The 26,632-nt window shown below is 72.3% G+C and carries 25 protein-coding genes and 1 pseudogene; 11 read left to right on the top strand and 15 right to left on the bottom strand.

What is annotated here, in order from left to right; all coding sequences use genetic code 11:
- Nucleotides 1–13 precede the first annotated feature (13 nt).
- The 7 genes from ACTWP8_RS19190 to ACTWP8_RS19220 all read right to left on the bottom strand — a co-directional run bounded on the left by ACTWP8_RS19190 (nt 14) and on the right by ACTWP8_RS19220 (nt 8,761).
- On the bottom strand, nt 14–724 hold the full coding sequence (locus ACTWP8_RS19190) for a cupredoxin domain-containing protein (RefSeq protein WP_443323360.1): 711 nt from the start codon (nt 722–724) through the stop codon (nt 14–16).
- Entirely contained in the window at nt 721–1,296 is a 576-nt protein-coding gene (locus ACTWP8_RS19195; RefSeq protein WP_443323361.1) for a YceI family protein, read from the bottom strand. The genes ACTWP8_RS19190 and ACTWP8_RS19195 overlap by 4 nt, the downstream gene beginning before the upstream one ends.
- A 110-nt stretch (nt 1,297–1,406) precedes the next feature.
- The gene (locus ACTWP8_RS19200) at nt 1,407–2,459 is read right to left on the bottom strand and encodes a cupredoxin domain-containing protein (RefSeq protein WP_443323362.1); all 1,053 of its coding nucleotides are present in this window, start codon (nt 2,457–2,459) and stop codon (nt 1,407–1,409) included.
- Between the two features lie 60 nt (nt 2,460–2,519).
- On the bottom strand, nt 2,520–3,689 hold the full coding sequence (locus ACTWP8_RS19205; RefSeq protein ID WP_443323363.1) for a CopD family protein: 1,170 nt from the start codon (nt 3,687–3,689) through the stop codon (nt 2,520–2,522).
- Nucleotides 3,686–4,405, bottom strand: coding sequence for a hypothetical protein (locus ACTWP8_RS19210; RefSeq protein ID WP_443323364.1), 720 nt, complete (start codon nt 4,403–4,405; stop codon nt 3,686–3,688). Before ACTWP8_RS19210 ends, ACTWP8_RS19205 begins: the two co-directional genes overlap by 4 nt.
- Nucleotides 4,406–4,727: 322 nt before the next feature.
- Complete coding sequence (locus tag ACTWP8_RS19215) at nt 4,728–6,566, bottom strand: glycoside hydrolase family 13 protein (RefSeq protein WP_443323416.1); 1,839 nt, start codon at nt 6,564–6,566, stop codon at nt 4,728–4,730.
- Between the two features lie 32 nt (nt 6,567–6,598).
- Nucleotides 6,599–8,761: an alpha-galactosidase gene (locus tag ACTWP8_RS19220; RefSeq protein ID WP_443323365.1), complete on the bottom strand. Its 2,163-nt coding sequence runs from the start codon at nt 8,759–8,761 to the stop codon at nt 6,599–6,601.
- A gap of 194 nt (nt 8,762–8,955) precedes the next feature.
- Between ACTWP8_RS19220 and ACTWP8_RS19225 the strand changes: the two genes are divergently transcribed.
- Nucleotides 8,956–10,146 carry an ROK family protein gene (locus tag ACTWP8_RS19225; protein WP_443323366.1) on the top strand — a complete coding sequence of 397 codons (1,191 nt, stop codon included), beginning with the start codon at nt 8,956–8,958 and terminating at the stop codon, nt 10,144–10,146.
- Between the two features lie 94 nt (nt 10,147–10,240).
- On the opposite strand, the gene ACTWP8_RS19230 is transcribed toward ACTWP8_RS19225, so the two are convergent.
- A complete protein-coding gene (locus tag ACTWP8_RS19230) occupies nt 10,241–11,095 on the bottom strand; it encodes a GntR family transcriptional regulator (protein ID WP_443323367.1) in 855 nt (284 codons plus the stop codon).
- Nucleotides 11,096–11,491: 396 nt separating this feature from the next.
- Here ACTWP8_RS19230 and ACTWP8_RS19235 point away from each other — a divergent pair.
- Nucleotides 11,492–12,298: pseudogene (locus ACTWP8_RS19235) on the top strand (glycoside hydrolase family 16 protein); the annotation flags it as partial.
- Between the two features lie 170 nt (nt 12,299–12,468).
- Here the strand turns inward: ACTWP8_RS19235 and ACTWP8_RS19240 are convergent.
- A complete protein-coding gene (locus ACTWP8_RS19240; RefSeq protein ID WP_443323368.1) occupies nt 12,469–12,852 on the bottom strand; it encodes a hypothetical protein in 384 nt (127 codons plus the stop codon).
- 205 nt (nt 12,853–13,057) lie between these two features.
- Here ACTWP8_RS19240 and ACTWP8_RS19245 point away from each other — a divergent pair, with 205 nt between their 5' ends.
- Nucleotides 13,058–13,642, top strand: a complete 585-nt coding sequence (locus tag ACTWP8_RS19245) for a redoxin family protein (RefSeq protein WP_443323369.1) — start codon at nt 13,058–13,060, stop codon at nt 13,640–13,642.
- Nucleotides 13,643–13,800: 158 nt separating this feature from the next.
- Here the strand turns inward: ACTWP8_RS19245 and ACTWP8_RS19250 are convergent, their stop codons facing one another.
- Nucleotides 13,801–15,216: a DUF1996 domain-containing protein gene (locus ACTWP8_RS19250; RefSeq protein ID WP_443323370.1), complete on the bottom strand. Its 1,416-nt coding sequence runs from the start codon at nt 15,214–15,216 to the stop codon at nt 13,801–13,803.
- A gap of 392 nt (nt 15,217–15,608) precedes the next feature.
- Between ACTWP8_RS19250 and ACTWP8_RS19255 the strand changes: the two genes are divergently transcribed.
- Both ACTWP8_RS19255 and ACTWP8_RS19260 read left to right on the top strand, forming a co-directional pair.
- Nucleotides 15,609–15,980, top strand: a complete 372-nt coding sequence (locus tag ACTWP8_RS19255; RefSeq protein WP_443313718.1) for a VOC family protein — start codon at nt 15,609–15,611, stop codon at nt 15,978–15,980.
- 53 nt (nt 15,981–16,033) lie between these two features.
- Nucleotides 16,034–16,252 (top strand): hypothetical protein, encoded by a 219-nt coding sequence (locus tag ACTWP8_RS19260; RefSeq protein ID WP_443323371.1) that lies wholly within the window; start codon nt 16,034–16,036, stop codon nt 16,250–16,252.
- A 134-nt stretch (nt 16,253–16,386) separates the two neighbouring features.
- Here the strand turns inward: ACTWP8_RS19260 and ACTWP8_RS19265 are convergent, their stop codons facing one another.
- Nucleotides 16,387–16,911: a pyridoxamine 5'-phosphate oxidase family protein gene (locus ACTWP8_RS19265; protein ID WP_443323372.1), complete on the bottom strand. Its 525-nt coding sequence runs from the start codon at nt 16,909–16,911 to the stop codon at nt 16,387–16,389.
- Between the two features lie 271 nt (nt 16,912–17,182).
- Entirely contained in the window at nt 17,183–17,518 is a 336-nt protein-coding gene (locus ACTWP8_RS19270; RefSeq protein ID WP_443323373.1) for a hypothetical protein, read from the bottom strand.
- 235 nt (nt 17,519–17,753) lie between these two features.
- Here ACTWP8_RS19270 and ACTWP8_RS19275 point away from each other — a divergent pair, with 235 nt between their 5' ends.
- Complete coding sequence (locus ACTWP8_RS19275; RefSeq protein ID WP_443323374.1) at nt 17,754–18,998, top strand: damage-control phosphatase ARMT1 family protein; 1,245 nt, start codon at nt 17,754–17,756, stop codon at nt 18,996–18,998.
- A 121-nt stretch (nt 18,999–19,119) separates the two neighbouring features.
- Here the strand turns inward: ACTWP8_RS19275 and ACTWP8_RS19280 are convergent, their stop codons facing one another.
- Entirely contained in the window at nt 19,120–19,329 is a 210-nt protein-coding gene (locus ACTWP8_RS19280) for a hypothetical protein (RefSeq protein WP_443323375.1), read from the bottom strand.
- A 577-nt stretch (nt 19,330–19,906) separates the two neighbouring features.
- Between ACTWP8_RS19280 and ACTWP8_RS19285 the strand changes: the two genes are divergently transcribed.
- The 4 genes from ACTWP8_RS19285 to ACTWP8_RS19300 all read left to right on the top strand — a co-directional run bounded on the left by ACTWP8_RS19285 (nt 19,907) and on the right by ACTWP8_RS19300 (nt 23,783).
- Entirely contained in the window at nt 19,907–20,680 is a 774-nt protein-coding gene (locus tag ACTWP8_RS19285) for an SDR family NAD(P)-dependent oxidoreductase (RefSeq protein WP_443323376.1), read from the top strand.
- Between the two features lie 110 nt (nt 20,681–20,790).
- Nucleotides 20,791–21,588, top strand: a complete 798-nt coding sequence (locus tag ACTWP8_RS19290) for a FadR/GntR family transcriptional regulator (protein WP_443323377.1) — start codon at nt 20,791–20,793, stop codon at nt 21,586–21,588.
- Nucleotides 21,585–22,730 carry a galactonate dehydratase gene (gene dgoD, locus ACTWP8_RS19295; protein WP_443323378.1) on the top strand — a complete coding sequence of 382 codons (1,146 nt, stop codon included), beginning with the start codon at nt 21,585–21,587 and terminating at the stop codon, nt 22,728–22,730. The genes ACTWP8_RS19290 and dgoD overlap by 4 nt, the downstream gene beginning before the upstream one ends.
- A 117-nt stretch (nt 22,731–22,847) precedes the next feature.
- On the top strand, nt 22,848–23,783 hold the full coding sequence (locus ACTWP8_RS19300) for an SMP-30/gluconolactonase/LRE family protein (RefSeq protein ID WP_443323417.1): 936 nt from the start codon (nt 22,848–22,850) through the stop codon (nt 23,781–23,783).
- A gap of 35 nt (nt 23,784–23,818) precedes the next feature.
- Here ACTWP8_RS19300 and ACTWP8_RS19305 read toward each other — a convergent pair whose 3' ends face one another.
- Nucleotides 23,819–24,799: an aminoglycoside phosphotransferase family protein gene (locus tag ACTWP8_RS19305; RefSeq protein ID WP_443323379.1), complete on the bottom strand. Its 981-nt coding sequence runs from the start codon at nt 24,797–24,799 to the stop codon at nt 23,819–23,821.
- 288 nt (nt 24,800–25,087) lie between these two features.
- Between ACTWP8_RS19305 and hemC the strand changes: the two genes are divergently transcribed.
- Nucleotides 25,088–26,026 (top strand): hydroxymethylbilane synthase, encoded by a 939-nt coding sequence (gene hemC, locus ACTWP8_RS19310; protein WP_443313707.1) that lies wholly within the window; start codon nt 25,088–25,090, stop codon nt 26,024–26,026.
- A gap of 78 nt (nt 26,027–26,104) precedes the next feature.
- Here hemC and ACTWP8_RS19315 read toward each other — a convergent pair whose 3' ends face one another.
- Entirely contained in the window at nt 26,105–26,623 is a 519-nt protein-coding gene (locus ACTWP8_RS19315; protein WP_443323380.1) for a hypothetical protein, read from the bottom strand.
- Nucleotides 26,624–26,632: the final 9 nt, after the last annotated feature.

Here is a 26,632-nt window from a genome sequence, read left to right on the forward strand (position 1 = left end):
CCGATCTCGGGGCTCACCGCCCGGACGCCCGGGAGCCGACCAGCAGCAGGCACAGCACCGCGATACCCGCGACGAGCCCGGCCAGAGCCAGCAGCGGGTCAAGGGGGCGGGCGGTGCCGGCCGGTGCCGCCGCCGGGACAGCCGACGTACTGGCCGCCGCGGAGGGGGCGGGCGCCGGGGGAGAGCTCCCGGCGGTGCGGGTCGCGGGCGAGGACGCGGAGGGTGCCCGGCTCGGCGCCCGCCCGGCCGTCCCGGTGGCACTCGTCGCGGGACGTGACGCGGATGCCCTCGGCGGCGTACCGCCGGAGTGGTCGTGGTGGTGCCCCCCGTCGTGCTGGGGTGCGGCGGTCGTCGCCGGGGCGGCGGCCGGTTTCACCACGATGTCCGCGGTCATGTCCGGGTGGACGGTGCAGTAGTAGCTGTACGTCCCCGGGGTGGTGAACGTGAAGCTCCAGGACTCGCCCTTGTCGAGCAGTGGGGAGTGGATCGCGACGGGCCCGGACCTGGTCTTCACGTCGTGCGGCGCGGTGTCCTTGTTGGTCCAGGTCACCGTGGTGCCCGCCGCGACAGTGAGCGCGGCGGGCCCGTAGGCGTACCCCTGCATCACCACCTGCCGTCCCGCGGCCGACGCCTGGCCTGCCGTCAGCGGGGTGAGCCCGATGGCGAGGAGCAGCAGGGCCGCCGCCGCGCGCACGGCGCGGAGCGCCGTTCTCGTGCCGGTCATGCGAATTCCGCGGCGACCAGCAGCCGAAGCCGGCTCGCGGGCGCGGTGGGGCGGGGCAGGGCGAACCCCGTGGCGCGGCTCAGCGGACGGTAGGGGGCTTCGGCATGGCCGACGACGAGCAGCCGGTCCTCCGTCGGTTCGACCACGCGCAGCCGCAGCGTGGTGGCGATGGGGACACCGCGCACCACGAGGTCCCCCGGCACGTCCAGCCGCTTCCCGCCGGCCGCCGGCTCGATGCGCCGGGATACGAAGGTGAGCAGCGGATGCCGCTCGGCGTCCAGGCCACGGCGGCCGCGCAGCCTGCCGTCGCCGAGCAGCCGGCCGGTGCGGAGCGACCCGCTGTCCAGATCGATACGGAGCGTGCTGAGGGCCGGATCGGGGTCGGCGGCCACCGTCAGGGACGCGCCGGCCAGGGTCATACGACCGCGGAGAGTGGGCAGCGGGCCGAGCCGCGCGGTGAGTTCGGCGACGCTGAGGCCCGGCGCGACGGCGTACGTGCCGGGGCTCGGCAGCCAGTCGGGGCCCGGGGCGGGCGGCGGGGCCGGGGTGGTGGGCAGAGTCACGGTGCTCATCTCGGGCTCCTGTCGGGGCTTGTCAGGGCTTGGGTGACAATGGAGCGGACGGCGGGCCGGCCGACTGCGACTCGGCCGGCCCGCTGTCCTTGCGATGGAGAGGTGTCTCGTCAGCAGTTGTCGAGGAGGTAGTCCTCGGTGGGCTGGAGCATGTGCTCCGCCCAGACGGTGTGCAGCTTGACGTAGTCGTCGGCGTTCAGCAGGTCCTTGACCTGCTGTCCGGGCGACTCCTCCAGGTGCGCGGTCTTGATGTGCTGCAGCAGGACGGTCAGCGTCTTGTCGGCCGTCGCACCGCCGCCCTCCACGGCCGGGTTGAGGATGCTCTCCACCCACACGGTGTGCGTCTTGATGTACTGGTCGAGCGCCAGTGCGTCCTGGACCTGCTCGCCCGGGGACCGCTCGAGATGCGCCGTGTTGATGTGCTGCAGGATCGGGAGCAGGACCTGCTTGACGCTGGAGCACTGGGCATCGCCGTCCCCGCCGCCGGACCCGCCGGTACCGCCCGACGAACTACCGCCGGTGGAACCGCCGCTGGAGGTACCTCCGCCGCTAGAGCCGCCGGTACCGCCGGTGCTGCCGCCCGTGCTGTGCCCGCCGCCGTGCCCGCCGGAGCTCCCGCCTGACGCACCGCCCGTCGACCCACCGGACGTACTGCCGCCGGTGCTTCCACCGCTGCCGCTGCCGTCGTCCTCGACGACGGTCACCGACGCGGTCATGTCCGGGTGCACCGAGCAGTAGTACTCGTACGTACCGGGTTCGGTGAAGGTGTAGGAGAAGCTCTCGCCCTTGTCCAGCGTGCCGGAGTCGAACTTCTCCGGCCCCTTGGTGGTGGTGACCGTGTGCGGCACGTCGTCGTAGTTCGTCCAGAGGACCGTGTCGCCGACCTTGACCGTCAGCTTCGCCGGGATGTAGGCGTTGCCCTTCAAATCAACGGTGTAGTCGGCCTGTTCGCCCTGCTGCGCCGCGGGCTGCGCCTGCTGTCCCGCTGCGGGTGCCGGAGCGCCGACTGCCGCTCCGGAAGTCGCCGACTGCAGCAGCGCCAGGCACAGGACGGCCGAGAAGGCGGCACCCAGACCGCCGATGAGCAGGACCCGGTTGCCGGACCGGGACGGCGGCCTGGGTCGTCGCTCCGGTTCCGCACCGGGGGTGTCGGTGGTGTCCATGGAGATATGGCTCCTTTGGTTTTCGAGGTGGGGAGGGGGAATGGGAGGGAAAGTGCCGGATCAGCGGCCCGGGTTGGCCGTGACCAGCAGACTCGTTGCCGCGAGAACCACGAGGACAAGCACCGTCTCCGCGGCGACCGAGTAACCGAAGGGCCGCACGGTGGCGGCGTCGCCGCGCAGCAGCACGGCGAGGTCGAGCCTGGTGCGCACCCAGAGTCGGCTGCGCTGCGCCACCAGCAGCACGGCGCCGAGCATCGCGACCTTGAGCAGCAGCAGCCGCCCGTAGGAGGTGTGCAGCAGGCCGTCAAGTGAGCCGACCACCTGCCAGGCGAGTACGAGTCCGGCGGCGGCGATCGCCGTCACCGACACCGCCGCCAGGGTGGAGAAGCGGGGCACCACCTCGGCGAGCTCCCGCGGGCTGCGGCGCGGCAGCACGGCGAAGGTGAGCATGGCCAGCCCCCCGATCCACAGCGAGACGCCGAGCAGATGGACCAGGTCGGCAATCGCGCCCCAGGCGGGCGCGCTGCCCTCGGAGTTGTGGCCCGCTATACCGGTGGTGCGCAGCAGGCCGAACGTCACCGTCACCGCACCCACCCGCCAGCCCGGGGAGCGGGCGGCCGCTTCCCCGGCCTGCAGAATGGCCGCGAGGACCGCCGCCGCCAGGAGCCACAGCAGAGCGCGGGCGGCCAGCACGATCCCGATGTCGGTACCGAGCACCTCGCGGTACGTGGCCGGGGCGAGCGCGTCGGGGAGCGTACCCGCGGTGGCGTACGCGCCCTGGAGGCCCAGGGCGGCGACGGCCGACAGCAGCCCGGACAGCCACGCCGTACCGAGCACGGCCCTGGCCCGCCGGTCGTCCGTGCCCTGCGGCCAGAGCAGGGAGAGGAAGGCCAGGCCGCCGACGAAGAGGGTGAGGGAGAGATAGCCGAGCCATCGGGTGCAGACGAGGGCCTGGCGTACCGCGATTGACGGGGCGGGCGCCGCGGCCGCTCTGCTGTGGGCTCCGTCGGGCGCCGCCTGTTCGCTGCCGTGCCCGTGGGATGCGGCCGCTGCGGTGTTGTCGCTGAAGGTGAGGGCGACCCGGGACGGGGGATGTGCGAAGCGGGCCCCGTCCGCGGGACGGGAGTCGCGCAGCTCGGTGTGCGCGGCGGCGCCGGGCGCGGTGCCGAGTGCGTACAGCAGGGCTGCGACGAGGACGACGAGGGCACTGGCGGCCCGGCGGGGGGTCATGGCCTGTCCGCGGGAGGAGTCGCCGTGGCTTCGGGCTCGAGCCCGGTGCACATGGCGGGCAGGCGGGCCTCGTCCGCGGCGTCGTCGGTGTCCTCGGCATCCCGTGGGGATGGTGCGGTGGCGCCGTCGGATATGCCGGGGCCCAGGAGCAGGCCGTCGAACAGACTGGTCACGGGGCTGGTGACGCCTTCGAGCAGTGGCTGGACGAGGTGCACCGACCCGTCGGAGCAGGGGGACTCACCGGTGCCGGGACTGTGGTCCCCGGCAGGGTCGGAGGGGGACGGCGCGTACGTGGTCCCATGACCCCCGTCGTGGCCGCCGGGTCCACCGTCGTGGCCGCTGCCCTGCCCGCCGCCCGGGAGCCCTGATCCACCGTGTCCTCCCTGCCCGTGTCCGGTGTGATCCACGGGGAAGGTGAGCGGGGGGACTTGGAATCCGCTGCCAGGGGGCGGCAGCACGGCCGGGGGCGCCGCTGGTACGCCGTCCGGCGGAGGGCCGCCTGTTGAGGGGCCGGGGCTGGGCGGTGCGGTGGCCCCGGGCTGCACGCCCGGCGGCGCTGCCGCCTCCTGGGCACCCGGCGCACGGGCGCCGCCAATACCCGACGCGTATCCGACGACGATCACTACAGCACCGACGAGCGCACCCGCGACGATCTCGTCACGGTGGTCTCCCGGCCAGACCGCCTTGGTGAAGAAGGGCATCGTCCCTCCTGCCATGGCCTGATCAAAACGACGATTGCCCGACTGAACTGCAGGAGAAATTCGCCACGACTACGCGCCAGTTAATCGGCTGTTGCCTGCCTCTCTTTCCGTACCTGCCTATCTGTGAGAACGGGGCACACGTCCCAATACAGCGCATCGTGCCTGGTGAAGACGTGTGAAGTAAGGGTGAATTCGAAGCATTGGCAACACGTTTCACTCTCCTCCGGAATGTGAATTCCGTCGGGTGTGCGATTTCGGAGTGCGAACTTCGTTGCTCACAAGCCCGGTCCAATGGCATTGGATCCGGAAATGGGTATTCTCCCGCCTTCGGCCGGGATCAGCTCTCCTCCTGCCGGGGAGCGGGGACCGTACGGCGGTGCACCCGCGCCTCCCACGGGCCCAGCGCCACCGGAGTCCGCAGCGGCCCCGCCGCCTCCGGTGCGTTGCCCAGCAGCAGCTCGGCCCCTGCCCAGGACTCCCCGTACGGCAGGTCCACCCGTACGTCCTCGCCCGTGAAGTTGCCGAGCACCAGCAGCTCCACGCGCGCGTGCCGCCGTGTGAACGCGTACACCCGCTCGTCGTCCGGCAGCAGCATGGTGAAGTCGCCGTGCGCGACGGCGGGTTCGTCGTGGCGGAGGGAGATGAGCCGCCGGTAGTGGTGGTAGACGGAGGCGGGATCGGCCACGGACGCGGCTGCGTTGATCGTGGTGTGGTTGGGGTTGACCGCGAGCCAGGGCTCGCCGGTGGTGAAGCCCGCGTGCCGGGAGGCGTCCCACTGCATCGGCGTACGCGCGTTGTCGCGGCCCATGGCGCGCAGCCCTGCCAGCACCCGCTCCGGGTCCGCGCCGCCCGCCACGGCCTCCGCGAAGTAGCGCAGCGACTCGATGTCGCGGAAGTCGTCGACCGAGGAGAAGGGGGCGTTGGTCATGCCCAGTTCCTCGCCCTGGTAGATGTACGGCGTTCCGCGGTGCAGGTGGAGGACCGTGGCCAGCAGGGTCGCGGAGCGCACCCGGTACGGCCCGCTGTCGTCGCCGAAGCGCGATACGACCCGCGGCTGGTCGTGGTTGTTCCAGTACAGGCTGTTCCAGCCGGTGCCGTCGAGACCCGTCTGCCACCGGCCGAGCGACGCCTTCAGGTCGGTCAGCCGCAGCGGCCGTACGTCGAACTTGTCCGCTCCGTGGTCGAGCCCGACGTGCTCGAACTGGAACACCATGTCGACCTCGGCCCGCGCCGGGTCGGTGAACAGCCGGGCCTGCCCGACCGTCACGCCCGGCATCTCCCCGACCGTGAGCAGCGGTTCGCCGGTCCGCCCGGCGAACACCTCGCGGTGCATCTCCTGCAGATAGTCGTGGATGCGCGGGCCGCAGGTGTAGTGCGGCGAGCCGTCCCCGTACGGGCTGCCGTCGCGGACTGCCCCGTCGGGCAGGGCGGGGTCCTTGGAGATCAGGTTGATGACGTCCATCCGGAAGCCGTCCACGCCCCGGTCCAGCCACCACCGCATCATCGCGTACACCGCCTGCCTGACCTCGGGGTTCTCCCAGTTGAGGTCGGGCTGCTTGCGGGAGAACAGATGCAGGTAGTACGCCTCGCTCGCCGGGTCGTACTCCCAGGCCGGCCCTGAGAAGAAGGACGCCCAGTTGTTCGGCTCGGCGCCCGGAGTGCCGGGCTCCCTGCCCTCCCGGGCCGGCCGCCACCAGTACCAGTCGCGCTTGGGGGTGTCGGGACCGCTGCGGGACTCGGTGAACCACGGATGCTCGTCGGAGGTGTGGTTGACGACGAGATCCATGACGAGCCTCATGCCGCGCGTGTGGACGGCGGCCAGCAGGCGGTCGAAGTCCTCCAGCGTGCCGAAGACCGGGTCGATGCCCTGGTAGTCGCTGATGTCGTAGCCGTTGTCGTCGTGCGGGGACGGATAGACCGGGGACAGCCACAGGACGTCGACGCCCAGCCCGGCGAGGTAGTCCAGACGCCGTTCCATGCCGGGCAGATCACCGACGCCGTCGCCGTCGGAGTCGGCGAAGCTCCGTGGATAGATCTGGTAGACGACGGCGCTCTTCCACCAGGGGTCCGGCCTCGCACCGTCGGACCCGGCTTCGGTCGTGGTTTCGGGCCCGGCTTCGGGTCCCGCTTCGGTCGTGGTTTCGGCAGCGGCGCCGCGGGCGCCGTTCACGGCCATGGTCAAGGGAATCGAACCTCACTGATTAAGCGTCAGATTCGCCTGGCCTCGACGAGGACCAGGCTCTCGGGATGGAGGATGGGGGCCTGGACGCCGACGGCGGCCAGCACCCGCCCCGGCAGCTCCGCGCCGTCTCCCCACCAGGGCAGCGGCGAGCGGGCCGGGCCGTGGAGCCGGTCGCCCGGAGCCAGCGGCGCCACCCGGTAGTCAGCACGCTCGTCCAGACCGGGGAGGCGGACCCGGCCGGGCGGCGACTGAACGCCGGTCGCGGTCTGCACGAGCGCGTAGACGGCCCGGGAGCGGTCGGGGGCGACCACTCCGTGCACCCACAGCGCCGGGTCCGGGTGGTCGCCGCGTACGACCGTCCCGCCGTGCAGCAGCGGACGCAGCTCCTTGTACGCGGCGATCCACTCGCCGAGCCGGGCCCGCTCCTCAGGCCCGGCCTCGGTGAGGTCCCACTCGATGCCGAGGTGCCCGAACAGGGCCGTGCCGGCGCGGAAGTCGAGGCTGTGGGCGCGCCCGGTCGTATGGGCGACGGGCGCACCGACGTGGGCGCCGAGGAGCTCCGGCGGCAGCAGCAGCCCGGTCCAGCGCTGGATCTGCTGGCGCTCCAGCGCGTCGATGCAGTCGCTGGTCCACACCCGGTCCGTGCGCTCGAGGATGCCGAGGTCGACGCGGGCGCCGCCGGAGGAGCAGGACTCGATCTCCAACCCCGGGTGGCGGGCGCAGAGTTCGTCGATCAGCCGGTAGACGGCCTTCGTCTGCGCGTGCACCCCGGCGGCGCCCCCCGGGCCCGACCCGGCCTCGACCAGGTCGCGGTTGTGATCCCACTTCAGATAGCCGATGCCGTACTCGCTCACCAGGGCGTCCAGCCGCTCCAGCAGGTACGCGTACGCCCCCGGCTGCCCGACGTCGAGGACCTGCTGGTTGCGGGCGGGCGGCGGGGTCCGGCCGCCCGTGGACAGGATCCACTCGGGGTGGGCGCGGGCCAGGTCGGAGTCCGGGTTGATCATCTCCGGCTCGACCCAGAGTCCGAACTCCATGCCGAGCCCGCGGACATGACGTACGAGCGGGTGCAGGCCCTCGGGCCAGACGTCCTTGTCCACATACCAGTCGCCGAGTCCGGCGCGGGCGTCACGGCGGCCCCGGAACCAGCCGTCGTCCAGCACGAACCGCTCCGCCCCCACCTCGGCCGCCGCGTCCGCCAGGGCCTTGAGCTTGCCCAGGTCCTGCCGGAAGTAGACGGCCTCCCAGGTGTTGAGGGTGACCGGGCGGGGCTCGCGGGGGTGGTGCGCCCGCCCCCGCAGATAACCGTGGAACCGCCCGGCCAGCTCATCGAGCCCGCGCCCGTACGAGCCGTAGACCCAGGGGCCGGTGTACGACGCCCCGGGCGCCAGCCGCACCTCGCCCGGCAGCAGCGCCTCGCCGCCGCCCAGCAGCCCGGCCCCGGTGTTCGTGCGTTCCGCCAGCGACCGGTGGTTGCCGCTCCAGGCCACGTGCAGCCCCCACACCTCACCCGTACGGAAACCGAAGCCGCGCTCGCCCGCGACCTGGACGAGCGTCGCGTCGGCGCCGGTGCGGCCGCGGCGGTTCTCGCGCAGATGTGTGCCGAGGGTGAACGCGTGGCGCTGCGGGGAGCGTTCGCGCAGATGGCGGCCGGTGAGATCGAGCAGCTCGGTGGCGTGCCCCGGGACGGGCAGGGTGAGCAGCAGGCCGTCCAGGGTGTACGGGCGGTCGTCCTCGCCCTCGTTGGTGAGCTCGGCCCGCTGCCGTACGAGCCCGGAGCCGGTGAGCTCGATCTCCAGCCGCAGGGAGAGCCGGGCCTGGTCGTCGGCGGCCTCTACGGCGACCCGGTGGCGCACCGGGCCGTCCCGGCCCTCGCCCGTCTCCAGGGAACGGACCGTGAAGGCGGTGGAGAAATCACCGCCTTCGCGGTGGCCGGACAGACCGGGGGTGCCGAGCCAGCCCGCGGACTGCTCGGGCAGCACGCTCACCGGTACCGGGACATCGAGGGTGCTGTTCACGATCTGCGGCGCGCCCGCCGCGACCAGTGCGGCCAGCGCGCCGTCGGTGAGCTCGCCGAGATCGGCGCCCCAGTGGACGACCCGGGGCAGCAGGTCCCCCGCGCAATCGAGGACGAGACTGGTGCCGGAGGAGCGGAGATGGAGCAGGCGGGGGGCGTGTCCTTCGCTCATGGAAGACCCCTTGCTCGGTGGCGGTGACTGGCAAGGTTAGTTGTATTGCGGAAGTCTGGGGCCGGTCAACCCTGAAGAAGCGCCGGGCTTTATTCGCAGAAAACCGGCCGAACCCCACCCCATGACTTCCGTTCCAGAACTCAGTAGGGTGCACGCCACCGGACGACCGTGACCCTTCGTGGAGGCTCCCGACCTTGCCCGCGACCCCGCCGCCCTGGACCCCGCCCTCGGGGGCCGCCCACGCCGTCGCCCTCGAGGTGCTGCTGCGGGGCCCCCTGCCGCGCAGCGAGCTGGCCCGCCGCCTCGACCTGTCGCCGGGCAGCCTGACCCGGCTGGCCAGGCCGCTCCTGGACAGCGGCCTGCTCGTCGAAGCCGGTACGAGCCACGAGCCGCGCACCGGGCGGCCCACCCGGCCGCTCGACATCGCCCCCCAGTCCCACCACTTCATCGGGGCCAAGGTCACCGGCGACGACGTCCACGTCGTGGTGACCACCCTGCGCGCGGAAGTGATCGCCTCGGCCCGCGCCGACCTGCCGGGCCGCGACCCGGCCTCCGTCGTCGCGACCGTCCACCGGCTCGCCGCGGACCTGACCGCCGGCGTACCCCGCGTCACGGCCCTCGGCCTCAGCCTCGGCGGCCGCGTCGCCGACCGCGCCACCGTCACCGCCGCGCCCTTCCTGGAGTGGACCGAGGACGTACCGCTCGGCGCGCTCCTCACCGAGGCCTTCGGCCTCCCCGCCGTCGTCGACAACGACCTCCTCGCCCTCACCCGCGCCGAGCACTGGTTCGGCGCGGGCCGCGGCCACGACCGCTTCGCCGTCCTCACCACCGGCGTCAGCGTCGGCTACGGCCTGGTGGTGCACGACGCGGTCGTGGACAGCCCCGACGCGGGCGTCGGCCTCCTCGGCCACTTCCCCCTCGACCCGCTCGGCCCGCTCTGCCCCTCGGGCCACCGCGGCTGCGCCACCGCCATGCTGTCCGTCCCGGGCATCTGCGCCGCGGTCTCCGTCGGGCTGCGCCGCCAGGTCCCGTACGAGGAGTGCCTGGCCCTCGCCGCGGCCGGAGACCCGGTGGCCCAGCCGGTCGTCACGGCCGCGGGGCGCGCCCTCGGCCGTCTCGTCGCCGCGGTCGCCAACATCACCCTCACCGAGCGCTTCGTGCTCACCGGAGAGGGCATCGGCCTCGCCGTAACCGCCCGTGAGGAGATGGACGAGGCCATCCGCGACGGCCGCTATCCGGGCGCGCCCCCGCTCTCCCTCGAGATCCGGCCCATCGACTTCCACGAGTGGGCGCGCGGCGCCGCGGCGACGGCCATCCAGACGTACGTCCTGGGCGCCGTCCCGGCCCCGCCCGGCCCGCCTTCCGCCAACGAGGCGGGAGGGTGAGCCGCCCAGCGCCCAAGGCGCGGGGGAACTGACGGCAACCGGGCCTCCTTCAGAGCGTGTCCGAAGTCCGGGGAACGTTTCGCCAGGGCACGGCCTAAGGAGCGGACTGCACGTCTCCGGTCGTCGACGACGCGATGCTGCCGCCCAGAGCGAAGTCGCCCGGCGGGATGCCGGGGTGGTGCCCGCGCCGGACCGGCGGGTCTGTGCGCGCCGCCGGGCTCGCCGAGGGGTCGAGCGCCAGGCGGGAGACGATGCGGTAGCGGTCGCCCCGGTAGAGCGAGTGCACGTACTCGACGGGACGGCCGGACCTCTCCGTCGTCAGCCGCTCGAACAGCAGGGCGGGGGAGAGGACCGGGACGTCGAGCAGGCGGGCCTCGTCCTCGTTGACCACCGTGGGCTCGATCGACTGCAGCGCCTCGTGCACCCGGACCTGGTGACGCTCCCTCAGGTGGTCGTAGAGGTCGCCCGCCTCCAGCTCCGCCCGCGAGAGGCCGGCCACCACATCGGCCGGGAAGTGCAGATGCTCGATGGCGATGGGGGAGCCGTCGACGAGCCGCAGCCGTGCGACGGAGACCAGCTCGGCCGCCGGGGACATGCGCAGCTTGCGGCCGATGCGGGCACCGGCCTGCACGGTGGTCAGCTCCAGCACTCTGCTGGACCAGTCGCCACCCGCCCGGGGGGCCGTCATGGCCCGGTCGTCGCCGACGAGTTCCTGGGTGATCTTCGCGGGCGCCACGAACATGCCGCGGCCGTGCTCGCGTACCAGCTGGCCAGTCGCCACCAGCTCGTCCACGGCGGCGCGCAGCGTGGGGCGGGAGACGCCGAGCCGGGCGCACAGCGTGCGCTCCGAGGGGATGCCGTCCCCCGGGCCGCGTGCGTCGATGAGCTCGAGGAGGAAGTCGCGGACCCTCTCCCGCTTGAGCACCGCCCGTGACGATCCGCCGTCCATCCGACCGCCCCTCCGTCCTGGCTGGGATGGTAACCAGTGCGTTGCAGAGCACACAACTGGTCTGCTGCGATCTGCCGGGTCGGCCGAGGGGTACGAATCCCCATCATCCAACTCGGCCTGCGTACGGTGAGATTCGGGACAGCGTGAGCCTTGACGGGGACATTGGTCTATGCCAGCTTCTGGGGCTGGAAGCTGACCAGTTGGCCAACTGGTCAGCTTCGGTCCAGTAGTACGTCGAGACCCCCCACCTACTTCAGACGAGGACGTCGGACGATGAGCCACACACCGACCACCGCCACAAGACTGCGCACCGCCGCGGCCGTTGCCACCGCCGCCGGGCTGGCCTGCGCCGCCCTCACCGCTCTGCCCGCCTCGGCCGCACAGGACGACCGGGCCCCGCAGGACGACCCGGCCCTCTTCGACGACTTCAACTACTCCGCGCACAACGACCCGAAGCTCGCGGAGCACGGCTGGACCGTCAGGTCCGGCTCCGGCGGGCCCGGCGTACCCGGCGCCGCCTGGCGGCCGGAGAACATCACCTTCGCCTCCGACGGCGGCAACAGCGTCATGAACCTGGAGACCGGAACCGACGGAACCGGGGCCGGCACGCAGCAGTCCGAGATCCACCACCGGCGCAAGTTCGGCAACGGCACCTACGCCGCCCGCGTACGGTTCTCCGACGCGCCCACGAGCGGCCCCGACGGCGACCAGCTCGTGCAGACCTTCTTCACCATCACCCCGCTCGACGCCCCCATGGACCTCGACTACGGCGAGCTGGACTTCGAGTATCTGCCCAACGGCGGCTGGGGCGAGTCGGACAACGTCCTGTTCACGACGTCGTGGGAGACCTACCGCCCGGACCCCTGGGAAGCCGTGAACACGCACAACGAAGTGCGGGCGAGCTACGAAGGCTGGCACGACCTGGTCGTCACCGTCGACGGCGCGGCGATCAAGTACTACGTGGACGGGAACCTGTTCGCCACCCACGGGGAGCCGTATCTCCCGGAAACTCCGATGTCGGTCAACTTCAACCAGTGGATCATCGCCGATGGCCTGCAGGACAGCGCCACCACGCGCGCGTACGACCAGAAGGTCGACTACGTCTACTACGTCAAGGACCGCGTGCTGACACCCGCTCAGATCCAGGACCAGGTCCGGGCCTACCGCGACCAGGGGATCACGCACATGGACACCGTGCCGTAGGCGCTGGAGCGCGGCGGATCTCTCCCCGCAGTGGCCCGTGGCGAGCTCCGCCCAAGGGCGCCCTCCCCCTGGGGGCAGCCTCCCGGGCCGCTAGGCCCAGGCGGACTGCCGCCGGGGGAGAGTGGGTCAGGGAAGGCCCGCCGCAGGCGCCGTGATCCGCCGGATACGGCCTAAGCGGTGCGGTGCTCGCCGGGCTGCTGGAGGGCGTGCCGGGGGAGCGGGTCGGAGGGGGAGCGGACCGCGTGCACCACGGAAGGCGACTCGGTCCTGCCCTCGGCGGGGTTCTTCGCGGCCGTTTCCTTCGCCGCGGCAGGCGCGGCAGGCGCGGCGGACGCGGCGGGTGCGGCGGGTGCGACCGCGGCGGGCGCGGGCCGGGTGCTCAGCCGGTGGCTTGCGGCCTCGTCGAGGCTGACCGGGCGCTGCTGCTGGGCGGCAAGCCGGCCGGCTTCGTGGCCGAGGAGGGCGATGTCCTCCCAGCGGAGGCGGAGCACCAGGCGGAGCTCGGCCTTCCCATCCGGAAGGGCTTGCAGGGGAAGGGAGTTGAGATCGCTCATGCGGCGGTCCTCCAGGGGGTTCGGCAGCGGAACGGCGGGCTGGTCCCGCACGCCGGTCCGCGGACGTGTGCTGAGTCATACGGCGCCCGGCCGGCCCTCGTTCAGCTCCGGCGCCGAACGTTTCCCGGGTCCTGGCCGTATATCTGAAGGAGCCGCAGGGAGTGCTGCAGGGAGTTCAGCAGCGCCAGACCTCAATGGAGCCGCCATGCGCACGCGTCGCCGTCGTTCCCCCGTACTCGTCGCCGCCCTGCTCGCCGCCACCGCGCTCGCCGTGGCCGGCTGCAGCATGGACAGCGGCGGCGGCACGGCTGCGCCCGGCACCGGGGCCCGTGCGGATGCGGGTGACGCGGGTGACGCGGGTGACGCGGGTGACGAGGGGGGTGCTGCGGAGCCGCTCCGGTTCTCGGGCACGACGCTCGAGGGGAAGTCCTTCGACGGCGCGAAGCTGGCCGGGAAGCCGGCGGTGCTGTGGTTCTGGGCGCCGTGGTGCGGCACCTGCCGCGGCCAGGCCCCTCAGGCCGCGAAGCTCGCCAAGACCTACGAGGGCCGGGTGAACGTCGTCGGTGTGGCCGGTCTCGACAAGCCCGGGCCGATGAGGTCCTTCGTCTCCTCGCGGAAGGTCGGCGGATTCCCGCATCTCAACGACGAACAGGGAAGTATCTGGAGGAAGTTCGAGATCTCCCAGCAGAGCTCCTTCGTTCTGCTGGACAAGGACAGCAAGGTCGTGCACAGCGGTGTTCCCTCGGGCCCGGAGGAGCTGGACAGCCGCGTCGCGAAACTGGTCGGGTGAGGGCGCGGATGCGGGCGCGCGTGAGGGTGAAGGTGCGGCCACGGGCGCCGGCCGCCGAGCCGCCTCCCGTACGGTCCCGGCCGTACGGGAGACAGCTCGGCAGGTCGGTCAGGCGATGTGCCAGGCGATGCGCCGGACGTTACGCGGAGTCCGAGCGGTCAGCCGCACTTGCGGCCGCTGTTGATGCAGAAGACCGCCTTGCGCATGAGGGAGGACGACATCACGTTGATGAAGTCCCCGTGGTCGGTGACCGGCTTGTGGAGCTGCTCCGGGAAGCTGTCGACGGCGAAGACCGAGCCCGGCCTCATGTTGTACGTGATCCGCTGGACCAGTTGCGGAATGGCCCGGAAGCCGCTCGGGCAGGAGCCGTCCTGACGGGCGAAGGCCACGTGCGTACGGTGGTTGGCGCTGTCGATGTTCGCGCCGTCCCAGCAGCTCTGGAAGTTGAAGGTGCGGACGACCCTGCTGCCGCTCGGGCAGAGCGGGTACTTGTCCTTGAGCCGGCGGTTCTCGAAGCCCGTGCAGCTCCACGAGGCGTTGGCGTTGGCCGTCCCGCTGGTGAACGCCTTGGCGTCACCGGTGATGATGCGCAGGAAGCGGGGCATGGCCGTGACCTTGCCGACCGGGCTGCCGCGGAAGGTGAGCTTGACCGAGGCCGGCTGGAGGATGCGGCCCACGTTGCCGTCCTGGCCGCCGCCGGGGGCGTCGGCGTCGGCCTCCCGCTGCCCGTCGCGCAGCCGCAGCACGGGCCAGTAGTGCGTGGAGCGATCGCCGTTGGAGCAGGTGGTGCCGGCCGCGGCGAGGCTCTCGTTGGAGGAGAAGGCGCTGGTGTCGAGGTTGCCGACGTAGTCGTGCTTGTGGTGGGCGCCGTTGCTCACACCGGGGGCCACGATGACGTTGTCCGAGTTGAAGTGCTTGTTCTCGTTGCGGCCGCAGCGCGACGTGAACGTGCCCGTGGACGCGCCGCTGCGGGCGCGCGGCTTGGCCGCGGCCGGCCGCACCTTCCTGATATCCACGAAGTCGGACTTGTTCGGGCCACTCGCGGCCGGTGCGGAACTCGCGTTCGGGGCGGGGGAACCCTTCGGGGCGGGGGAGGCGGAGACAACCGGGGCAGCGGCGTCCCGCTTGAGCGTGCAGGCCGCCATGGAGGCGAGGTTGCCGGGACTCGTACCGACCCGGTCGATGGCCGTACCGATACGGTCGAGGGCGGTGCTGCGCTGCTCTGCCAGCGGGTCCAGGACCCGCGAGTTCACCCACTGCCTGCTGGTCGCCTCGCCCGAGGCGGCGAGTCGCCGGTACGCGTCAGCCACCTGGCTGTCCATCCGCGCCAGTTCCGCGTCCACCTCGGGGCGCGCCTGCTGTGGCACCTGCGAGAGCCGGACGGCGACGTCCGGGCAGTCGATGGTCGCCGCCGTCGCCTGCCCCGTCGTCCCGGGTGCGGAGGCCGACGCCTCCCCGCCCGCCTCGGCGTCATCGGTGATCAGTACGATCCCTCCTCCGCCGAGCGCCAGAGCGGCCACTGCCGCGACTGCCGTACCGATGACACGGGAACGTCTGTGGCCCTTCTTCTTCACTAGGGGCCCCTTTCCGATCGTTGTCCCTCGCCGGGGGCCGCCTTCCGGGGCCTGGCCCGGCCGGATGCGCACCGAGCCCTCCCCTGGCCCGGTGGGGACGGCTCGGCGCATCGAGAGATACGGATGGGAACGCTCTCGTGCTCGATGCGGCAGCGGGAAGCCGACGGGCCCGACCCCGGGCAGACCCGCCGGCAGGTCGCCGAGGGGGCCGTTTTTGCGCCGATCACCACCGCTCGGCCACCGAGCGCGCTTGTCCAGGATTCAACGGTCATCCCCGCCATGGGCGGTGAGTTGAGGACACAATCCGACCGCAACTCCCCTTAGCGTCGTCCACAGACCCGCCGGACCGCCGATGACAGCGGTCAGGTCACCGGACGAAAGGACGACGTGTCATGGATCTGAAGCTCGAACTCGTGGCGGTGCCGGTCTCCGATGTGGACCGGGCGAAGGCCTTCTACACCGAGAAGGCCGGCTTCAACGCCGATCACGATCACACGGTCAGCGACGAGATTCGCTTCGTCCAGCTCACACCCCCGGGGTCGGCCTGTTCGATCGCGCTCGGGACTGGCATCACGGACATGCGGCCGGGTTCTCTGAAGGGCCTGCAGCTGGTGGTCTCGGACATCAAGGCCGCACGTGCCGAGTTCGTCGAGCGGGGCCTGGAGGTGAGCGAGATCCAGGACTTCCCCTGGGGCTCGTTCGTCTTCTTCAGCGACCCGGACGGCAACGGCTGGGCCGTGCAGCAGATCCCCTCCCGCGATTAGGGGGACCCGCCCGCGGAGGTGCGCCGGGCGCGACGCTGCCACACGCTGGGAGCATGAGTCACGGCGCACGGGCTCCGATCGTCGTTCTGCGGGTGATGCCGGGCGACCCCCCGTTCCGCATCGTCGAGATCAACGGCGCCCCGGCAGGAATCGCCCACGACATGCTGGACGTGGTCCGGCTGGCGCAGCATGCGGGGCTACGGCATGTGGATCTCGACGATCCGGCGTACGTGAGGTGGGTGGGCGGCGGCAAGTACACCTGGACGCTCTGAGCCGGGCGCATCCGAGCTACGGAGTGCGGGGTGAGGGATCGCGGAGTCGTCGGCGCAGCTGAATCGCTGGATCGCTGAGTCGTCGAATCGCTGAGTCGGCAGAGTCGGCAGAGTCGCGGTGCGCGTCTGTACGCTCACCGACCGCCGTCGGGGAAGCGCCAGCGGGTCTGGCCGTACTCGCCCTTGGCGAAGCCGAAGACCGTCGCGGGGGCGACCCGGTAGACCAGAGCGGTGCCGCCGTCCTCCGTGTGGAAGGCGCCGTCGCGGACGTCGAAGTGCCATTCGGTGCCGTACTTCGCCTCGTAGGCCTCAGCGAGCCTGATGAGCGCTGCGTGGTCGGTCACGTTCACGGCGTTGCCTTCCGCGACCAGGTCGAGCCCCTCGCGCAGCGCGTTGCACCCGGTGGTCATGACGCAGTGGGTATTGGTCCGCAGGTTCTTCGCCTTCCGCTCGGCCGGGCCGGTGCAGAAGTGGAGGGCATCGTCCAGCCAGACCGCCAGGAGGGGGGTGACATGCGGGCGGCCGTCGGGGCGCACGGTGGTCAGCCAGTACAGCTCGGCGGCCTCGAGCCGCTCGCGCGCCGCCGGCCACGGTGTCGGGGACGCGCCTTTGCTGCTGTAGCGCGCGTCCAGCTCTGTGACCGGTTCCCTGCCTGCCATGGTTCTTCTCCCTGCGTGGCTGAGTGTCGCCGAATCGGTCGGCTGCAGATGAGACCCCGCGGTACCGCCGGATTCATCGGTGCACCCGGACGGACTCCCGCCGCCAGGAGCCCCTCGCCAGGAGCCCCCCGCCCAGGAGCCCGTCGCCGGGAGCCCGCCCAGGAGCCCCCCCGCCCAGGAGCCCCCCCGCCCAGGAGCCCGCCACCGTCGCCGGCCGACGGCGCAAGCCGGGGCGCCCTCGTACGGTCGCCCCGGCTTGCCCGGAGAGGTGCTACTGACCAGGAGTTACGGGGCTTGCGGGAGCTTCCGGAGTTGCGGGCATCTCGGCGCCACCGGACATGCCAGGCGTGACGGACGCGCCGGCTCCGCCGGACGTGCCGGCGTTGGCGGACGCCCCGGGGTTGGCGGAACTGCTGGACACGCAGGACTCACTCTGTTCGCCGGCGTGGGGGAGAAGGCCGCCGAGGATGCCGGGGGTGATGTTCTTGGAGCACATCTGCATGTTTCCGTGGGGCCCGTCAGCCGCCTCGGCGACGGCCGGCGCGGCGACGAACAGGGCGCCGCACAGCCCGGCACCGACAGCGGACAGACGCATCACGTTGCGCATGGGAACCTCCTGTTTGAGAGCGCGGTGGTTCCACCGTGTCTTGGAGATCACCGCGCCGCACGCGGGCTTACTGCGACCGGGGTGATCAGGCGTCAGAAACAATGTGCGTGCAGTGACGGCATGTCAGGTCCTGAGATCATGAGCCCAGCCATGAGCCCGTAGCCTGACGACTACGACCAGGTGATGCGCCGTCACAAGACGCGGCACGAGCCACGTGACGGAGAGGACGACGACGGTGGACCGAACGCAGCGGACACCCGGGGAGGGCGCCGACGCGCCGGTCATCGTGAGCAGCGAGCCGGGCTCCTTCCCGTATGGCGTCTGGCACGAGCGCCATCCCGCTCTCTTCCGGCAGCTGAGCGACGCCTTCCCCTTCACTCCCGCTCAGCGGCGGGCGCTCGACGGGCTCCTCGACGAGACGCTCAACGGCGTCATCGAGCCGCTGCCGGACACTGCCCACGACCATGCGGTGTGGTCGGGCGCATGGGACCGCGGACACTACGGCAAGCGGTGGACCGACGCGCCTTTCCTGTGGGCAGAGAGCTACTTCTATCGCCGTCTGCTCGAGGCGGTCGGCCACTTCGGGCCGGGGCCGTGGCGGGATATCGACCCCTTCGGGCCGTCCAAGGAAGCCGAGCTGAACAGCGACCTCGTCGACGGGGAACTCGCCGCTCTCGACACGGTCGAGACCTCCTCCGACGAGGCGCTGACGGACGCACTCGTGCAGGCTGCCCTCTGGGGCAATCGCGCGGACCTCGGCTTCCTCATCACCGCGGACGACACCCGGCAGGCCGATTCCACCCCGCCTCTGGTCGCCGACGACCGCGCGGTGCTCCATACGCTGCTGCGGACCGCGGCCGAGCGCGGCGGCAAGGGAGGCGGCGGAGACGGAGGCGGAGGCCGAGGTGGAGGCCGCATCGTCATCGTCACCGACAACGCGGGCCGCGAGCTCATCCCCGATCTCGTTCTCGCCGATCACCTCCTCACCAGCGGGCGCGCCGCACAGATCACCCTCCTGGTGAAACCCCACCCGTACTACGTCTCCGACGCCACCACCGCCGATGTCCTGGCGAGCCTGCGGAGGGTGCACCGGGCCCCCGGCCGGGCGGGCAGCACCGGCAGCCGCCTCTGGACGGCGATGCGGGAAGAGCGGGTGACCCTCGGCGCGCACCCGTTCTTCTGCGCTCCTCTGCCGTACGAGGAGATGCCCGACGACCTGCGGCGGGAGTTCGCGTCGGCGGCGCTCACGATCCTCAAGGGCGACCTGAACTACCGCCGTCTGGTGGGCGACCGGCACTGGCCTGCCACCACGCCCTTCGCGGAGGTCACCGGCTATTTCCCGGGCCCGGTCGCGGCGCTGCGGACGCTGAAGTCCGACGTCGTGACCGGCCTCTCGGCCGCAATGCTCGCGTCGCTGGACGCGTCGGGGGAGCCGTGGCGCACGAACGGCCGCCACGCGCTGATCCAGGCCAGGCCGTAACGCCGGGCCCTGACGCCGGGCCCTGACGGCGCGGCAGGGCCCTGGTTCCGGGGCGAGAGAAGCCGGGGCGGCCGCGACGCGGCCGCCCCGGCGCGTGTAGCGGGGGCTCTGTACGGGTGCCTCAGCTTCCGGGGTTGACGGAGCTGCTGGTGACGCAGGATTCGGCTTGGTTCCCGGTGTTGGGGAGGAGGCCGCCGAGGATGCCGGGGGTGATGTGCTTGGAGCACATCTGCATGTTGCCGTTGGGGCCTTCGGCGAAGGCGGGTGAGGCGAGGGCGAGGGTGCCGCCGAGTGCGATGCCGACAGCGGCCAGGCGGATGACGTTGCGCATGGGAAACCTCCTGTGAGAGCGCGTGAGACCACGGTGTCCCGCTGATCAGCACGCCGCACGCGGAAGTACTGCGACCGGGGTGGAAAGGTGACGGTCCGTCGGCGTGTCGGGTGACAACATGTCAGATCGCGCCTTCAGGTCGGCGGCCTCCCGGGTGCACGCCGAGGAGCCCGGTGTCCGGGGCCACCGCGGCCCGCGCCCAGGCGGCTACGCGTCCTCAGTGGGCGTGCCCTGATCCCAGCGCCGCTCGGAGGCTCCGAACTCCACGAACTCCGGGTCGAGCAGCTCGTACACCAGCTCCGGGGATGCCCGCACTTCGGGTCGAGGAGCCGCAACTCGGCCTCGATCACGGTCGGGACGGCCTGGACCGATTGCTCCTGTCCGGTGCACCCGTCATGCCGGACACCCTGGGAACCACGGGCTCCGGTGGCGACGGCATGTGGTGACGGCACCCGCGCTGCGACATATATTCGCAATTGAAGACGCCCGGAGTGCGGGGTCGGACCGGACCCCGCACTCCCCCTGCCTCATCCCTCATCCTCATCCCCCGTTCTCCAGCGAAGGAGGCGCCCGCCGCATGAGTGGAACGCCACAGGTGCACGGCGCCCGCTTCGCCGATCGCGTGGCCGTGGTGACCGGAGGAGCATCGGGCATCGGCGCGGCCACCGCCGCCCGCCTGGCCGACGAGGGCGCCGCCGTCGTCCTCGCGGACGTCGCGGACGAGCGGGGCAAGCACGTCGCCGAGGCGATCCGCGCACGCGGCGGCCGCGCGGAGTTCGTCCGGGCCGATGCCGCGGACGAGGACGACTGGCGCCGCGTCATCGACGCCGCCCACGCCACCGGCCCCGTCGGCGTCCTGGTCAGCAACGCCTACGTCGACCACCTGACACCGGCTCACGAGACCTCCCTTACCTCCTGGGACCGGCAGGTCGCGGTGAATCTGACCGCCGGATTCCTCGGCGTCCGCGCCGCCCTTCCCGACCTCCGCGAGCGCCGCGGAGCCGTCGTGCTGACCTCCTCGGTGCACGCGCACCACGGCATCCCCCGCCACCCCGCGTACGCCGCGGCCAAGGGCGGGCTGCTGTCCCTGTGCCACCAGCTCGCCGTCGAGTACGGGCCCGAGGTGCGGATCAACGCCGTACTGCCGGGACCGATCCTGACGGCGGCCTGGGACCGGGTGCGGGAGGAGGACCGGCAGCGCAGCGTCGCCGGAACCGCCGCGCGCCGCTTCGGTACACCCGAGGAGGTCGCGGCGGCCATCGCCTTCCTCGCGGCCGGCGAGGCCTCCTACATCACCGGAACGAGCCTGGTCGTCGACGGCGGCTGGAGCGTCGTCAAGGCCTCGGCGTGAGCAGTGGACCTGGACCTGGACCTCAATGCAGCACCTGGCGCTGTCCCGCACCTGGCCCTGCACCTGGACCCGGACGCCTTCACAGAGAGCCACAGAAGGGCAGGAACGACATGACGCCGTACGCGCGCCGCGGGGTCCACGGGCAGGCCGTGGAGACCCTCGCGCGCCGGGTGCTCAGCGGCGAGATCCCCGAGGGATCGACCCTCGACCTCGTGGCCCTGCAGCGCGAGTTGGACGTCAGCCTGACCGCTCTGCGGGAATCGCTGAAGGTGCTCGCCGCCAAGGGGATGGTCGACGCCCGGCAGAAGCGCGGCACGTTCATCCGTGCCCGCGCCCACTGGAACCTGCTCGACGCCGACGTGCTCCGCTGGCAGCTCGCCGCGGGCTGCGCGTCGGGCGATGACAGCAGCCTGCTGCGCAACCTCGGGGAGGTCCGGGGCATCGTCGAGCCCGCCGCGGCCCGGCTGGCGGCCGAGCGTCGCACCGGCGCCGACCTCGACGCCCTGGAGGCGGCCCTCGCCGCGATGGGGGAGGAGGACGCGGACGACGGGGAGGGCGCGGGCCCCGCCCACGCCGTCGAGGCCGACCTCGCCTTCCACCGCGCGCTGCTGACCGCCACCCACAACGAGCTGCTGGAGCGGATGGAGATGGTCATCGAGTCCGGTCTCGCCCACCGCGACCGCATCGTCCACAGCTCCCTCCACCACGACGATCCGGTGCCCAGCCACCGGGCCGTGCTGGAGGCCGTACGGGCGCGGGATCCGGACGCCGCGGAGGCGGCCATGCGGGCGCTGCTCGACAAGGCCCTCCGCGACCTCGACAAAGCGCTAGGCGACCTCGGCACAACTCTCCGCGACCCCGGCGAGGTCCGCGGCGCCGCGAACGGGAAGGCGGTACGTGACCGGTGAAGATCGCTCGTATCGAAACCTTTCTCGTGCCGCCCCGCTGGCTGTTCTGCCGGGTCGAGACCGATGACGGGGTCGTCGGCTGGGGCGAGCCGGTGGTCGAGGGGCGCGCCGAGGTCGTCCGCGCGGCCGTCGACGTTCTCGCCGAATACCTCGTCGGGCGGGATCCGCTGCGGATCCAGGACCACTGGCAGGTGCTGAGCAAGGGCGGCTTCTACCGGGGCGGGCCCATCCTCTCCAGCGCCGTCGCCGGCCTCGACCAGGCCCTGTGGGACATCGCGGGCAAGACCTACGGGGCCCCCGTGCACGCGCTGCTCGGCGGGCCCGTACGCGATACGGTCCGCGTCTACGCCTGGGTCGGCGGCGACGAACCGGCCCAGCTCACCGAGCAGATCACCGCTCAGGTCGAGGCGGGCTTCACCGCGGTGAAGATGAACGCGGCGGGCCGGGTGTCGCCGATCGCCAGCCCTGCAGAGACGGCCGCGGTCGTCGAGCGCGTCGCCACAGCCCGCGAGGTGCTGGGCCCGCACCGGGACGTGGCGGTCGACTGCCACGGCCGCTTCACCCCAGCGGGAGCCCGCCGTGTCCTGGTCGAACTCGCCCCGCTGCACCCGCTGTTCGTCGAGGAGCCGCTGCTGCCCGAGCAGACGCACCTGCTCGCCGGACTCGTCAGCGGCAGCCCGGTGCCGGTCGCCACCGGCGAACGGCTCTACGACCGGCCCGGATTCCTGCCCGCCCTGACGGCCGGGATCGCCGTCGCCCAGCCCGACCCGTCCCACGCGGGCGGCATCACCGAGGTGCACCGCATCGCCGCGCTCGCCGAAACCTACGGCGCCCAGCTCGCCCCGCACTGCCCGCTCGGTCCCATCGCGCTCGCCGCAAGCCTGCAGATCGCGCTCGCCGTACCGAACTTCCTCATCCAGGAGCAGAGTCTGGGCATCCACTACAACAAGGAAGCCGACCTGCTGTCGTACGTCGTCGATCCCGAGCCGTTCCGCTTCACCGCGGGGCACGCCCGGCGCACCGAGCTCCCGGGGCTCGGCGTCACGGTCGACGAGGCGGCGGTACGCACGGCCGACCGGCGCGGACACGCCTGGCGCAACCCGGTCTGGCGGCACGCCGACGGCTCCTTCGCCGAATGGTGACGGAGGAACTTTCGTCAACCGGCCCCGGACAAAGGGCTCCTGTCGGGCCGACGGCCGCAGGCGCCCGGCCATGACCGCGACTCGGACGGAGCAGAGACGATGACCGACGCAGACCCGATGACCGACGACGTACCCACGCCGCGCTGGGCGGACCGGCTCGAACTGGGCGAGGGCATCCGCTGGACCGACGGCAGGCTCGTGCTCGTCGACATCCTCGCCGGACGACTGCTCGAGGCCCCCGGCGCGAGCGGCACCGGCCCTGCCTCTGCTTCCGCCTCCGCTTCCCCCTCCGCCCCTGCCTCTGCCCCTGCCGCCCTGCGCCTGCTCGCCGAACTGCCCGTGCCACTGGGCGCCGTGGCTCCGGTGGCCGGCCGCCCGGGAACCTGGATCGCCGCGGCAGGGACCGGTATCTGCCTCATCGCCCCCGACGGCACCCTCGACTGGCTCGCCAGGCCCGAGGACGATACGCCCGCGCACTCCCGTATGAACGACGGCACCGCCGACCCGCACGGCCGCTTCTGGGCGGGCAGCATGGCGTACGACGCCACCGAGGACGCGGGATCGCTCTACCGCGTCGACCCCGGCGGTACCGTCACCCGTGTCCTGGATCGCATCACCGTTCCCAACGGCCCCGCGTTCACGGCAGATGGGACGGCGATGTACCTGGCCGACAGCGCCCGCGGCGTCATCCGGCGCTACCCGGTCGACCCGGGGCCCGGCACGCTTGGCACGCCCGAGCCCTTCGCCTACGTCGAGGACGCCAGCCCCGACGGGATGACCGTCGACCAGCAAGGTCGCCTGTGGGTCGCCGTCTGGGGCGCGGGCGCCGTCCACCGCTACCTGCCGGACGGCACGCTCGACCGCGTCGTCCCGGTACCGGCCACCCAGCCCGCCGGAGTGTGCCTCGGGGGTCCGGACGGGCGGACCCTTCACATCACCAGCGCCCGGATCGGCCTGGACGCGCCGGGCCCGCTGGACGGCGCAGTCTTCAGACTGCGCGTGGACACCCCGGGCCTCCCCACGATGCCCTTCCGCCCCGCTGGGCCCGGCTGACCCCGAATCTCCGTCGTCCAACGCACGGTCGGTCATCACGGGCTCCCGCCCCTCCGACAGCATTCGGCGCGCTCGGCGCGGAGACGGCCCAGCATCGCGTGGGCCTGCTCGACGGTCTCCAGGTCGCGATGCTCGATGCCCCAGCGCAGAGCGCTCACGGCAGCCACCGCGGCGTACGCGGCGCACGCACGGCGCTCATCGGCGGTGAGCTCGCGCCCGTAGCCCTCGTAGAACGCGGACCGAAGACCGGAACGGGCGTGCAGGAACCCGTACTCCAGGCGGCATAAGTCGCGACGCACTGCGGGCTCGACACAGGTTCGCTCGAAGCCGATGACGCGCAGCAGCTGTTGCTCCTCGTCCCACAGCCAGTTCCGGGGCTGGAAGTCGGCGTGCGCCACCACCTGCGGCCGAGCCGGCGGCGGCTCCTCGGTGATCGCACGGACCAGCGCGTCGTCCTCGGCGGTCAGGTACAGCGCGGCGCCGTTGAGCGTCGCCTCCACATCCGCCTCCCAGGACGTCCCGATACCCGGCCCGATATCCGGCCCGGAATCCGTCCCGGGTTCTGTCCCGCAGTGCGTCCCCCGTTCAGCCCCGGCTTCCGTCCCGCTTCCCAACGCATCCCGCCCCGGCTCCGGTTGGCCGACCGGCGCGGAGTGCAGCAGCGCGAGCAGATGTCCGGCCTGCCGGTACGCCTCGCGCTCCCGTTCCGGCGCCGGCGGACGGCAGCCCAGGCTGCGCCCGGGCACCGCGGTGACCACGATGGCCTGCGCCGGGGTGTCGGCGGCCGCCAGCACAGGGGCGCGCCCCTCGCCGAGCGCCGAGGTCCACCTCCGGTACGCGGTGACCTCCCGGCGGTGCTCCTTCGGACCCGTATGCCGTTTGGCGAACCACCGCCGCCCGTCGAGGCCCTTCACCTCCCAGACGGCGGGCCGGCCGGAGCCGCCCCAGGAGTGATCGGCGGCAATGGTGAACTCGCCCGCCACTGAGGCCACCAGGCGACGGATGTCCCTGGGCATCTCGACCACGATGTCTCCCCCCTTCCGTTCAGGCACCGGCGTGCCTGCCCCTGCCCCTGCTCCCCGGCCGGTCGGCCCGGTCGGTCCGGTCGGTCCTGCCGGTCCGGGCTCAGCGCCGGTAGGTGACTCGACGGCCACAAATGGTGACCGGGTGTTGGTAGAAGGATGCCAACTGCCACTGACATCGGGACCCCATCGCGCGTACAGCAGTCGGCTACGGCAGCCGCGAGCCACGTACATCCGGGTCCAGTGCCCGCCCCGCGGATCTGACGCTCTATCGTGGATGCCATGTCCGCCCCTGAACTGATCCGCATCGTCTCCCGTTCCTCGCCCATGGCCCTCGCCCAGGTGGAACGGGTCCGCACCGAGCTGGCCGCCCTCCACCCCGGCATCCGTACGGAGGTTGTGCCGGTCACGACGTCGGGCGACCGCTGGATGGGCGACCTGGCGAAGCTGGGGGGGAAGGGCGCGTTCACCAAGGAGGTGGACGCCGCGCTGCTCGCGGGGGAGGCGGATCTGGCGGTGCACTGCGTCAAGGACGTACCCGCGGACCGGCCCCTCCCGGCCGGCACGACGTTCGCGGCCTACCTGAAGCGCGACGACATCCGGGACGCCCTGATCCACCCCGGCGGACTCACGCTCGACGAACTGCCCGCGGGCACCCGTATCGGCACTTCCTCGGTGCGCAGGATCGCGCAGCTCGCCGGCTCCCACCCGCACCTGGAGTGCGTGCCGATGCGCGGCAACGCCAACCGCCGCCTGGAGAAGCTGCACGCCGGGGACGCGGACGCGCTGCTGCTCGCCGTGTCGGGACTCGAGCGCATCGGCCGCACCGACGTCATCACCGAGATCCTCTCCGTGGAGACGATGTGCCCGCCGATCGGCGCCGGGGTCCTGGCCCTGCAGTGCCGCGAGGACGACACCGCCACCATCGACACCGTGAGCGGGCTCGGCGACCCGGACGCCTTCCGGGAGACCACGGCCGAGCGGATGTTCCTGCACGTCCTGCAGGGCCACTGCAACTCACCCATTGCCGGGTACGCGAGGTCCGAGCGCAATGGAGGGCTGTCGCTGCGGGCCCGCGTCTTCACTCCGGACGGCAAGACCGTTCTCGACGCCCACGAGTGGGCGGGCCCGCTCGACCCGGCGACGCTCGGCACGTCCGTCGCCGTAGCACTGCTGCGCCAGGGCGCGCGCGAGCTGATCGACGGCATCGCGGGTCACTGAACCGGGCGGGCGTCACCGGAGAGGGGCGGCCGCGCGACGACGGGGGCGCGGCGCGTCTCGTCGCGTCGCGGCGCATCGTCACCGAGCGGGAACGCCCCTGCCGAGCCTGTCGTGTGACCAGTTCGGCGGGACCCCGGCGGCCCTGCACACGGCGATGTACAGCAGGATCGGGTGGGTGTACGGCACGGTGTCGTCGGGCCAGTGGATCAGGCGGGGGACGGCGGGCCGCGGGACTGCTCCCGCGCGTCCCGCGCGTCCTGCGCCTCCTACGCGTCCCTCGCGTTCCTCCCGGAGCGGTGCGGCCACATAGGCGCCGACCGAATAGCGCGCCATGGGCGGCCATGTGACCCCGTATTGGGACTTGGACGGGACGACCCACCACCATCGCTCGCTGTCGGCGAAGACGCACCCCACCCGGGGCAGAGCGTCCATGATCCAGGGCCCGTGGTGCCGGTCCACCCCGACGGCGTCGCATCCGAGGGCTGTCGGTAGGGCGGGCGGTATCTCAAGGCGCCGCCGACGGGCGGGTTCCACCCGCTGCCTCCGCTGTCCGAGCAGGCCGGACAGACGGGTCACCAGGTCGAGGCCGTGAGTCATGGGCGGGAC

Origin of the sequence: Streptomyces sp. 7N604 (genome assembly GCF_052245475.1) — a bacterium.
Lineage (GTDB): Bacteria > Actinomycetota > Actinomycetes > Streptomycetales > Streptomycetaceae > Streptomyces.